At 34.0% G+C, this 12,262-nt stretch carries 9 protein-coding genes; 6 read left to right on the top strand and 3 right to left on the bottom strand.

Features of this window, described 5'->3' with window-relative positions:
- Nucleotides 1-52 precede the first annotated feature (52 nt).
- Nucleotides 53-1,645, bottom strand: coding sequence for an ABC transporter ATP-binding protein (locus tag HMPREF2658_RS13225; RefSeq protein ID WP_000067369.1), 1,593 nt, complete (start codon nt 1,643-1,645; stop codon nt 53-55).
- Between HMPREF2658_RS13225 and HMPREF2658_RS13220 the strand changes: the two genes are divergently transcribed.
- The 4 genes from HMPREF2658_RS13220 to ggt are packed head-to-tail and all read left to right on the top strand — an operon-like array spanning nt 1,602 to nt 8,085.
- On the top strand, nt 1,602-3,080 hold the full coding sequence (locus HMPREF2658_RS13220) for an ABC transporter permease (RefSeq protein WP_001796619.1): 1,479 nt from the start codon (nt 1,602-1,604) through the stop codon (nt 3,078-3,080). The two genes, HMPREF2658_RS13225 and HMPREF2658_RS13220, sit on opposite strands and share 44 nt — an antisense overlap.
- Nucleotides 3,081-3,085: 5 nt before the next feature.
- Nucleotides 3,086-4,249 (top strand): ABC transporter permease, encoded by a 1,164-nt coding sequence (locus HMPREF2658_RS13215; RefSeq protein WP_054194490.1) that lies wholly within the window; start codon nt 3,086-3,088, stop codon nt 4,247-4,249.
- 16 nt (nt 4,250-4,265) lie between these two features.
- Entirely contained in the window at nt 4,266-6,041 is a 1,776-nt protein-coding gene (locus tag HMPREF2658_RS13210; protein ID WP_000720813.1) for an ABC transporter substrate-binding protein, read from the top strand.
- Between the two features lie 37 nt (nt 6,042-6,078).
- Entirely contained in the window at nt 6,079-8,085 is a 2,007-nt protein-coding gene (ggt, locus tag HMPREF2658_RS13205) for a gamma-glutamyltransferase (RefSeq protein ID WP_000236398.1), read from the top strand.
- Nucleotides 8,086-8,397: 312 nt separating this feature from the next.
- Here ggt and HMPREF2658_RS13200 read toward each other — a convergent pair whose 3' ends face one another.
- Complete coding sequence (locus HMPREF2658_RS13200) at nt 8,398-9,171, bottom strand: tandem-type lipoprotein (protein WP_000649317.1); 774 nt, start codon at nt 9,169-9,171, stop codon at nt 8,398-8,400.
- A gap of 190 nt (nt 9,172-9,361) precedes the next feature.
- Nucleotides 9,362-9,988 carry an FMN-dependent NADH-azoreductase gene (locus HMPREF2658_RS13195; RefSeq protein ID WP_001151458.1) on the bottom strand — a complete coding sequence of 209 codons (627 nt, stop codon included), beginning with the start codon at nt 9,986-9,988 and terminating at the stop codon, nt 9,362-9,364.
- A 208-nt stretch (nt 9,989-10,196) separates the two neighbouring features.
- On the opposite strand from HMPREF2658_RS13195, the gene HMPREF2658_RS13190 reads away from it, so the two are divergent.
- Complete coding sequence (locus tag HMPREF2658_RS13190; RefSeq protein ID WP_000166909.1) at nt 10,197-10,775, top strand: M23 family metallopeptidase; 579 nt, start codon at nt 10,197-10,199, stop codon at nt 10,773-10,775.
- Between the two features lie 385 nt (nt 10,776-11,160).
- On the top strand, nt 11,161-12,258 hold the full coding sequence (locus HMPREF2658_RS13185) for an ABC transporter ATP-binding protein (RefSeq protein WP_000818909.1): 1,098 nt from the start codon (nt 11,161-11,163) through the stop codon (nt 12,256-12,258).
- Nucleotides 12,259-12,262 lie beyond the last annotated feature (4 nt).

The raw sequence follows: 12,262 nt of genomic DNA, 5'->3' as shown, positions 1-12,262 counted from the left end.
TGCCCAATTTATTCCAGACCATACAGTGATATAGTTGCACAACGCATGACTTTTATTTAGCAATAACTGCTACTTCTGAAATAAGTTGTTTTGCATAGTCTGATTGCGGATGTTTGATAATATCTTCTGTGTTATTCAGTTCAACGATTTCGCCATTTTTCATAACTGCAACGCGATCACATATTTCATTGATAACACCCATGTCATGTGTGATGAATAAATAAGTGATGCCGAAGTCTAACTGTAATTGTTTTAATAACTCGATGATATCTTTTTGAATTGAAACGTCTAAAGCTGACACTGCTTCGTCGCAAACAATCACTTTAGGTTCTACAGCAAGTGCTCTCGCGATACTTACACGCTGGCGTTGCCCACCAGATAATTCGTGTGGATAGCGATATAAGAAACTTTGATCTAGACCAACTTTTTCTAACAACGATACGACAGTTTTAATAATGTCGTCATTATCTTTGACTTTCCCATGAATGATTAGTGGTCGTTTAATCACATCAATGACTTTAAATCTTGGATTAATAGATGCGAATGGATCTTGGAAAATCATTTGTATCTCTTGTCGTAAAGATTTCAATTCATCATCTTTAAATAAACTTAATGGTAATTCGTTATACCAAATAAAGCCTTCTGACACTTCCTTTAGACCGACGACCGTCTTAGCTAATGTCGATTTCCCTGACCCTGATTCACCGACAATGCCTAATGTTTCGCCTTTTCTAATAGCCAAGTTAATATCATTAACTGCTCGGTATAGGCTACCATTTGGCGATGTATAATCTACACTAACGCGATCAAATTTTAATAAAATATCATTGTTTAACGTTCTTGGCGGACGCGTTTGATGAATATCAGGAATCGCATCTATTAAGCGTTTCGTATAGGTATGTTGTGGCGATTTAAAAATACTTTCAACCGTGCCACTTTCAACGACACTGCCATCTTTCATTACAATCACATCGTCGCAAAATTGATACACAGCGCCTAAATCGTGAGTGATAAAAATAATAGACGTTTCTGTGTACTCATAAAGGGACTTCATTAACTGCAGTAATTGATTTTGTGTACTGGCATCTAATGCCGTTGTTGGTTCATCCGCGATTAAAATTTGTGGCTTTAAAATCAATGCCATTGCTATCATGACACGTTGACGCATACCACCAGAAAGTTCATGCGGATAAGCATCAAATTGTCGAGTTGCATGTTTTATACCTACTTTTTCTAAAATGTCTATTGTCATCGACTTTGCTTCAGATTTAGATACACGTTTATGTTGAAATAGTACTTCTGTAATTTGTTTGCCAATCGTTAATCTTGGATTCAACGAAGAGAGTGGATCTTGAAAAATCATTGAAATATCCTTACCTCGAATTTGTTGTAACGCTGAAGTTGATAAATTAGTTAACGATTGCCCATTAAAAATAATTTCTCCTGTTAACGTGTGATCTGGATAATCTGGTAGTAGCCCTAAAATAGATTTAGCGGTAATACTTTTTCCTGATCCTGATTCACCAACAATACCTAGGATATGTTTTTTTCGTAATTCGAAAGAGACGTTTTTTACCGCTTGAACTGTAGTTTCATCATAATTGAATTGTACATTCAGACTGTTGACTTCTAATAAATTTGACATGATGTTGTGCCTCCCTATTCACAAATGTGTAAATTTATTCTATACTTTTGTATATCATAGTAATCTACTCAAGATTATTTTACAAGGAGTGATTATCATAATTACTTATTTAGAATCTTTTAAGTCGTTGTATCACAAGGCATTTTACAAGTTTGTATTATCGGTATTAAGCTTGCCAATATTTTTATATGCAGTGATAAAGTTTTTCTTTTCTGCTAAGAGAAAAAATTTTTACGCTAATAATTCTGAAATTTCAGAAATTGAACAGGCGTTACATCAAAAATATAAATATTTATCGCAGCAAAAGTCATCCACACAAATACATAAAGAAGCATTAAAAATATTCAAGGCACAAAGTTCTAATACGAATTCAAAGAATATTGAACAAGCACATTTTTCAACATACTTTGAAAATGTATTATTTCATAAGTTCATCATAATCAAAGTGATATTGGCGTTACCGATGTTCATCTTATTGACTATTTATTTACAGCCATTAGTTAGATATATTTTTGAGCGAATTGTCATGGCTGTGATTGTCATCATTGGTGTTATTGTCAGTGTGTTTACCATTCTGTATTTTTCACCGCTTGATGCGGCTTATAGCATACTGGGACAAAATGCAACAAAGGCACAGATACATCAATTCAATGTATTACATCATCTTAACGAGCCTTATTTTATTCAATTGTGGGATACCATCAAGGGTGTTTTTACTTTTGACTTAGGTACGACTTACAAAGGGAATGAGGTTGTGACTAAAGCAGTTGGCGAAAGAATTCCAATTACAATAATTGTCGCAGTATTAGCGCTAATTGTGGCATTAATTATTGCGATACCAATTGGAATTATCAGTGCGATGAAGCGAAATAGTTGGCTTGATATCACGTTAATGATAATTGCATTAATTGGTTTATCTATTCCAAGTTTCTGGCAAGGGTTATTATTCATTTTAGCGTTCTCATTGAAATTGGATATTTTGCCACCATCTTATATGCCAGAACATCCAATATCGTTGATTTTACCTGTACTTGTCATTGGAACAAGTATTGCTGCTTCTATCACGCGTATGACAAGGTCTTCTGTACTTGAAGTAATGCGCAGCGATTATGTTTTAACTGCTTATGCAAAAGGATTATCGACGACACAAGTAGTTATTAAACATATTTTGAAAAATGCCATTATTCCAATTGTAACGCTAGTTGGTCTTCTAGTGGCAGAGTTACTAGGCGGTTCAGCAGTGACTGAACAAGTATTTAACATTAATGGTATCGGTCGTTATATCGTCCAAAAACAACTAATACCTGATATCCCAGCAGTCATGGGTGGGGTCGTATATATATCAATTGTAATATCTTTAGCAAACTTAATTATTGATATATTTTATGCTTTAATCGATCCAAAATTACGTAGTGAAATTAACGAAAGGAAGTGAGGCATATGGTAAAACTTACAACAAAGGTAGCTTCCTTAAAACTATTCGCAAGTTATGCTATTGCAACTTATATTTTAGTTATATTAACGAGTGCATTAAATCTTTTTAAAGGTTATGTGGCCGATACATTCTATATTGCTGAAACATTGCTAATCGTTTTAACCATCATTTTAATTATCATCTTAACAACGGAACAAACATGGAAGCATCGTGACCTATGGCGACGTATCGTCGAAGTGTTGTTATTGTTGATGACATTAACAGGCAACGTTTTTACATTATTAATGTTTGTAAGTATTAGACGTTACCAACGTACATCGCAAATACATAGTTATAACGGGTGGGAATCGTTTATACGAAAAACTACTAGACATCGTATTGCGATTATCGGGTTACTTATTTTAGTCTACATGCTGACATTATCAATTGTGTCACAATTTACATTTGATACGACATTGGCTACTAAAAATCAGTTCAATGCACTGTTACATGGACCGAGTCTAGCCTATCCGTTTGGTACTGATGATTTCGGTAGAGATTTATTTACACGCGTAGTTGTCGGAACGAAACTGACATTTTCAATTTCAATTATTTCAGTAGTTATTGCAGTTATTTTTGGTGTGTTACTAGGCACTATCGCAGGTTATTTTAATCATATTGATAATTTAATAATGCGAATTTTAGATGTAGTGTTTGCAATTCCATCATTATTGTTAGCGGTGGCAATTATTGCATCATTTGGAGCAAGTATTCCAAATTTAATTATTGCTTTAAGTATCGGTAATATACCATCATTTGCACGGACAATGCGTGCCAGTGTTTTAGAAATTAAACGCATGGAATATGTAGATGCAGCACGTATCACTGGTGAAAACACTTGGAATATCATATGGCGTTATATTTTACCGAATGCGATTGCGCCTATGATTGTACGTTTTTCATTAAATATAGGTGTGGTTGTATTAACAACAAGTAGTTTAAGTTTCCTAGGACTTGGTGTTGCACCTGATGTAGCTGAATGGGGCAACATTTTACGTACCGGTAGTAACTACTTGGAAACGCACAGTAATTTAGCTATTGTACCTGGTATTTGTATTATGTTCGTCGTTTTAGCATTTAATTTTATAGGTGATGCAGTGCGTGATGCACTAGATCCAAGAATTCATTAAAAAGGTAGGGATAGATGTGAAGAAAATCATTAGTATCGCAATTATAGTTTTAGCGTTGGTATTAAGTGGTTGTGGTGTCCCTACGAAATCAGAAGTGGCTCAAAAGTCATCGAAAGTTGAAGTGAAAGGCGAGCGACCAACGATACATTTCCTAGGACAAGCAAGCTATGAAAATGATATGAATATCGTTAAAGATCAATTGGAAAATGCAGGATTTAACGTGAAGATGAATATCCAACCAGATTATGGTAGCTATCGTACACAACGTCAAGCCGGCAATTATGATATCCAAATCGATGACTGGATGACAGTATTCGGTGACCCGAACTATGCTATGACGGCATTATTTAGTTCTACAGGATCAAATAGTTTATTGAAAGATAAACATGTAGACCAGTTGTTAAATAAAGCTTCTACTCAAAATGAAGCAGATGTTAAACAAACATATAAGCAAATTGAAGATGAAGTTGTATTTGATAAAGGGTATATGGCGCCTTTATATGGATCAAAAAAGAATTTAGTATATGACAATAAAGTGTTAGATAAAAATAGTGTTGGATTGCCAAATTCACGTGCATTAATATGGCAACAATTTGATTACAACAATAGTAGAGAACGAGATACGCGGCCACTTGTGATGACACAACAAGATGGTGAAATTCCTACATTGGATCCAATACGTTCAATTGCGCCGTCAGTATATTCAATTAATATGAATATGTACACAAGGTTATTATTATTAGATGAAAATGACCACTTAACAACGAAAGGTTCGTTAAGTCGTGATTATGCTGTGAATAAGGACAATAAAGCATTTTATTTCTTGTTAAGAGATGATGATTATTTTGCGAAAGTGGTCAATGGACAAGCACGTAATACTGGAGAGCGTGTATCGGCTGAAGATGTTAAGTTTTCTTTAGATAGAGCACGTGATAAAAAGTCTGTGCCTAACAATAATACTTACAATATGCACAAACATATAAATGACATCAAGATATTAAAAGATGAGGACATCGATCAGTTGCGTAAAGAGAAAGACAAGGACGATAAATCCATCTATGATAAGTTGATTAAAGCTTATAACGTCAAATCGTTAACGACAGATGGTCAAAAAGTAAATAATAAAGACGGTATTTATCAAATTGTTAAAATTACGACAGATCAATCGATGCCTCGAGAGGTAAATTACTTAACACACTCTTCGGCAGGCATTTTATCTAAAAAATTTGTTAATCAAGTAAATCAAGAATATCCAAAAGGATATGGGGATAGCAGTACAATTCCTGCAAATTCAGATGGGAAAAATGCGCTGTATGCAAGTGGCGCATACATTATGACACAGAAAAATGCATATCAAGCAACGTTTCAACGTAATCCAGGATTCAACGAAACAGAAAAAGGTAGTTATGGACCAGCTAAAATTAAAAATATTACATTGAAGTTTAATGGTGACCCGAATAATGCATTGTCAGAACTTAGAAATCATTCAATTGATATGTTGGCAGATGTGAATCAAAAACATTTTGATTTAATTAAGTCGGATAAAAATTTAAGCATTATTCGCAAAAATGGACGCAAGTCAGTCTTTTTAATGCTAAATATTAAAAAAGGTATATTTAAGACGCATCCAAACTTGAGACAAGCAGTAGTTAATGCGATAGATCAGGATCAATTTATTAAGTTTTATCGTGGCGATAAATTTAAAATTGCATCACCGATTACACCACTTGTCGATACTGGTAACGAGCAACGTCAAGATTTAGAAAAAGTAGAAAAAGCCATTAATCAATAATGTTTTAAATATTTAACAGAAAGTAGGAGGATATAGTATGGTCATTAACTTAAATGACAAACAGACAAAAACATCTAAAGAAGGGTTAATTTCCGTATCACATCCTCTTGCGGCTAAAATTGGTAAGGATGTATTAGATCAAGGTGGCAACGCCATGGATGCAGTGATTGCAATTCAACTGGCATTGAATGTGGTAGAGCCATTTGCATCAGGTATTGGTGGTGGCGGGTACTTGCTATATTATGAGCAAAGTACTGGCAGTATAACTGCGTTTGATGCGCGTGAGACAGCCCCTGCACATGTAGACAAACAATTTTATCTAGATGATTCAGGCGAATATAAATCATTTTTTGATATGACTACACATGGTAAAACTGTCGCTGTGCCAGCAATTCCAAAGCTGTTTGATTATATTCACAAGCGTTATGCTAAATTGTCATTGGAAGATTTAATTAATCCTGCAATTGAACTAGCCATTGAAGGTCATGCAGCCAATTGGGCTACTGAAAAATATTCACGCCAGCAACACGCACGGTTGACAAAGTATCATGAAACGGCGAAAGTCTTTACGAATGAAAATCAATATTGGCGTGAAGATGATTGGATTGTACAAACCGAATTAGGTAAGACACTTCAAATATTAAGAGAGCAAGGATTTAATGCATTTTATAAAGGTGACATTGCGAAACAACTAGTTAATGTTGTTAAAGCATGTGGTGGGACAATCACTTTAGAGGATCTAGCAAATTATGACATTCAGATTAAAGCGCCAATCAGTGCGACATTTAAAGACTATGACATTTATTCAATGGGGCCATCTAGTTCTGGCGGTATCACGGTAATTCAAATATTGAAGTTATTAGAACATGTCGATTTACCATCTATGGGTCCAAGATCTGTTGATTACTTGCATCATTTGATACAGGCGATGCATTTAGCATATAGTGATCGCGCGCAATACTTGGCGGATGATAATTTTCATGAGGTGCCTGTACAGTCATTAATTGATGACGATTATTTAAAAGCACGCAGTAAGCTCATTGATAGCAATAAAGCAAATATTGATATAGAGCATGGTGTTGTGTCTGATTGCATTAGTCATACAGATGTTGAAGAAAATCATACCGAAACAACTCATTTTTGTGTGATTGATAAGGAAGGTAATATTGCTTCATTTACGACATCAATCGGTATGATTTACGGATCGGGTATCACGATTCCAGGCTACGGCGTGTTATTGAATACCACAATGGATGGTTTTGATGTTGTGGCGGGTGGGATCAATGAAATTGCACCTTATAAACGACCACTAAGTAACATGGCTCCAACGATTGTGATGCATCACGGGAAGCCAATATTAACAGTAGGTGCACCTGGTGCTATAAGTATCATTGCAAGTGTTGCGCAAACATTAATCAATGTATTAGTGTTTGGTATGGATATTCAGCAGGCTATAGATGAACCTAGAATTTATAGTAGCCATCCTAATCGCATTGAATGGGAGCCTCAATTTTCACAATCTACAATATTAGCATTGATTGCACGTGGACATGCAATGGAACATAAACCAGATGCCTATATTGGAGATGTACATGGACTACATGTTGACCCAACAACGTATGAAGCTTCGGGTGGCAGTGATGATACTAGAGAAGGCACCGTAATGGGTGGCGAGGTGTTAGTGATTAGAAAACAGCCATTACCATATCGGCAAATGTATGATTGTAATGTATATCGTGTATATTTCAATGATGTGCAGTTACCTTTATTGGCAGATCAAGTGCGATGGATGCATGACAAATATTGGGTTGATGAAAGTGTCGTTAGAATCATCTTCTCTGAAGTTAGTGCACATATTGAAGATTTAAGAAGTTATGAAAACGCAGGAGAAAATTATATAGATATTGCCTGGTTAGCACGAAAGAAAGGTTATCAAGTAACATTGAAGGATGACGGTTTATACTTAACTGATGATACATATACTTCAGTGAAACGGAACACAAATGCGTACTATAGATATGATCGAGATAGTATCACAAGATAGTTTATACGCTTGATATGAAATTTGTAGTGGATAAGGGCTTTTGTTGAAAGAAAGGATTCGATTTCGAACTTTAGCGTGACGCTTGAGTGTAGTAATGTTGGAAATGCTATACGAAACGCTAGTCACCTTTGTAAATTATACAACGCCTCACAAATTCGTTTTTGATGTACATTACAATAGTTAGTCTAAAATCTAATGTGATGTGGTTTGGTACAGTTGAACGAGTTATGTGAGGTGTTTTTATAATGTGGGATTTTAGAATGTTAAATGCTAATAAATGATTTGGATATTTTTATAGTTACATCATAAATATTAATGTTCACTTATTTTATTATAAGTAAGGCTTTCTTTATAAATGATTTGGTCTTTTCCAGGACTTGAAAAATAAAAATAAAGTTTCTGATCTTGATGATTATTGCCTTTTAAATCACTCATTCCCTTTAATTCCACCTTTGTTGATGCATTTTGGGGAATATTATATCTACGTTTTAATTGTTTAACGTTTGGATTATCATTCGACAACTTACCAGATAAATTATAATAATCAGTGGTAGGATCATGTGTGACTTTCAAATCATTGCTATTTAAAATGCTTGTTAAATCACCATTTTGAATCAAAAATTGATTGTTTTCGATTTTTTGTTTCAGCGCGGGATCTTTTACGTCTTTTGTGAAAACGATTTTATTATTAACTACTTTTACTGGATAACTTTTGTATGTCGAGTCAGTAGCATTTTTTCTATCGTTTGTAGTTGTGTCATATTCACCAGTTATTTTATGTGTGTTCTTATCTACCTTTAACAACATACGGTCTTCTTTTAAAAGCTCATCTGATCCAACAACTGAATAAGAGGATTCTATATACCATGTGTCTTGATCATTATTTTCATAATGGGGATTATCGTGACCATCAATTTCATAAAGCGTTTCTAAGTTTTTAATAGGATATGTACTTAGTACTTTTTTAAGGCCATCTTTCAAATGAATTTGTTCCCACTTCATTGCCAAAAACATACCGCCACTGACTACAATTGAAATAATAATAATTGCTGCTAAGTTTAACCAGAAAATTTTATACGCTTTCATACATTCCCACCGTTTCTTAAAATACTTCATTAACATTATAATAATATATTTTAAAAAATATTTACATCAGTATTAAAGTGAATATCAAATTTTAAATTTATGAAAATAATAGATATTTATAAAAAACGGGAAAGGTATACAATAAAAAACACTGTATGACGTTTGATCAGTCACACAGTGTAGATAACAATTAAAATGTTGTTGCCAATTTTTCAGCATTATTAATACTAGTTGCTTTAATTTCTTCAGTCTTATGAGGTTCGGCATTGTGGCCTTCGATAATGATTGTTTCATATGATGGCACACCTAAGAATGTCATAATTGTTCTTAAATAACGATCACCCATTTCAAAATCAGCAGCAGGGCCTTCTGTATAATAGCCACCACGTGATTGAATGTGTAATACTTTTTTGTCAGTTAGTAAACCTTGTGGTCCTTCAGCAGAATATTTAAAAGTTTTACCTGCAATTGAAATTGCATCAATATATGCTTTAACTACAGGTGGGAAAGAAAGGTTCCACATAGGCGTTACAAATACATATTTATCTGCACTTAAAAATTCTTCTAAAATGTCACTCAATCTTGAAACTTTCATTTGTTCATCATCAGTTAACGGTTCGCCATTACTCATTTTCCCCCAACCAGTTAATACATCTTTGTCAATAACTGGAATATAAGTTTCAAATAAATCAATATGTTTCACTTCATCTTCAGGATGTTGTTGTTGATATGTTTCGATAAATGCTTTACCAGCCGCCATAGAATTTGATACCAGTTCATTAAAAGGATGTGCTGTAATATACAATACTTTTGCCATTTGAAAATTCTCCTCTGTTTCTGTTATTTTCTTAAGTATAATTATTATACTCGATATAAAATTTAATATCAATCAAAATATTCAAATTACCATCATTTTCTTCATCTATATTTGGCAGTACTACTAAAGTATGAGTGCATTTAATTATGAAATAGTTGATTTAGAATATATACTTAATACCCAAAATATATGAAGGATGGATGCCACTATGACAAAGCGACCAAAACGTATTTTGGCAACAATTATCATTTTTCTTTCACTATTATTTACGATTATTTATATAGATGACATTCAAAAATGGTTTAACCAATATACCGATAAATTGACACAAAATCATAAAGGAAAAGGACACTCAAAATGGGAAGACTTTTTTAGAGGGAGTCGGATTACTGAAACTTTTGGTAAATATCAGCATTCACCATTTGATGGTAAGCATTATGGCATTGATTTTGCATTGCCAAAAGGTACACCAATTAAAGCACCGACGAATGGTAAAGTAACACGTATCTTTAATAATGAATTAGGCGGCAAGGTATTACAGATTGCCGAAGACAATGGAGAATATCACCAGTGGTATCTACACTTAGACAAATATAATGTCAAAGTAGGTGATCGAGTCAAAGCAGGTGATATTATTGCATATTCAGGCAATACAGGTAAACAAACGACAGGCGCACATTTACATTTTCAAAGAATGAAGGGTGGCGTAGGTAATGCATATGCAGAAGATCCAAAACCGTTTATCGATCAGTTACCTGATGGGGAACGTAGCCTATATGATTTGTAGTTATAGAAGAGTGCCCGCAGTCTAAAAAATTAAGCAATTATTATGTGAGTAGAATGCTTACATAATGGTTGCTTTTTTCAATGAAAATCGAAATGCTAAGTCATACTTGTTTGATTTAGATATTACTACAAAAATGTAAGACAAGGTTGTTAGCATTGGCAGTGAAATTTCGCACGTAAAAAAATCATCATTGTCACACTAAAAATAGTTGTGCGCTATATCAATTTTCTGTATAAAAGTTTAATTCTGACAGTAATGTAAACGTTTACAATTTATGATTGACATTAATAATAAGTGACTATATGATTTATGTAAGTACTTGTGCAAACGTTTTCACAAAGTGTATTGCACAATCAAATTGTAAACAAAGTATGGGAGGCATAACATGGCAGAATTAAAGTTAGAGCATATTAAAAAGACGTATGATAACAACAATACTGTAGTGAAAGATTTTAATCTACATATTACTGACAAAGAATTCATTGTATTTGTTGGACCATCGGGATGTGGTAAATCAACAACATTACGAATGGTTGCTGGACTAGAGTCTATCACATCTGGAGATTTTTATATTGATGGGGAACGCATGAACGATGTTGAACCAAAGAATAGAGATATTGCGATGGTATTTCAAAACTATGCATTATATCCACATATGACTGTTTTTGAAAATATGGCATTTGGGCTAAAGCTACGTAAAGTGAATAAAAAAGAGATTGAACAAAAAGTTAATGAAGCAGCAGAAATATTAGGATTAACTGAGTATCTTGGTCGTAAACCAAAAGCGTTATCTGGTGGACAGCGTCAACGTGTTGCTTTGGGCAGAGCTATTGTTAGGGATGCGAAAGTCTTTTTAATGGATGAACCATTATCGAATCTAGATGCGAAGCTTCGAGTACAAATGCGCACAGAAATATTGAAATTACATAAGCGACTTAATACTACGACAATTTATGTTACACATGATCAAACTGAAGCATTGACGATGGCTAGTCGAATTGTTGTTTTGAAAGATGGCGACATTATGCAAGTCGGCACACCTAGAGAAATATATGATGCCCCTAATTGCATATTTGTGGCGCAATTTATCGGCTCACCAGCAATGAATATGTTGAATGCCACAGTTGAAATGGATGGATTGAAGATAGGAACACACCATTTTAAATTACATAATAAAAAATTTGAAAAGTTAAAAGCTGCTGGCTACTTAGATAAGGAAATTATTTTAGGTATTCGAGCTGAAGACATTCATGAAGAACCAATATTTATTCAAACTTCTCCAGAAACACAATTTGAATCTGAAGTAGTTGTATCCGAACTGTTAGGTTCAGAAATTATGGTACATAGCACATTCCAAGGAATGGAAATGATTTCTAAATTAGATTCAAGAACACAAGTGATGGCGAACGACAAGATTACACTAGCATTTGATATGAATAAGTGTCACTTTTTTGATGAAAAAACAGGAAATCGTATCGTCTAAGGGG

Source organism: Staphylococcus sp. HMSC062H10 (assembly GCF_001836945.1).
Lineage (GTDB): Bacteria > Bacillota > Bacilli > Staphylococcales > Staphylococcaceae > Staphylococcus > Staphylococcus aureus.
This window is presented reverse-complemented; position numbering and strand designations above follow the sequence as displayed.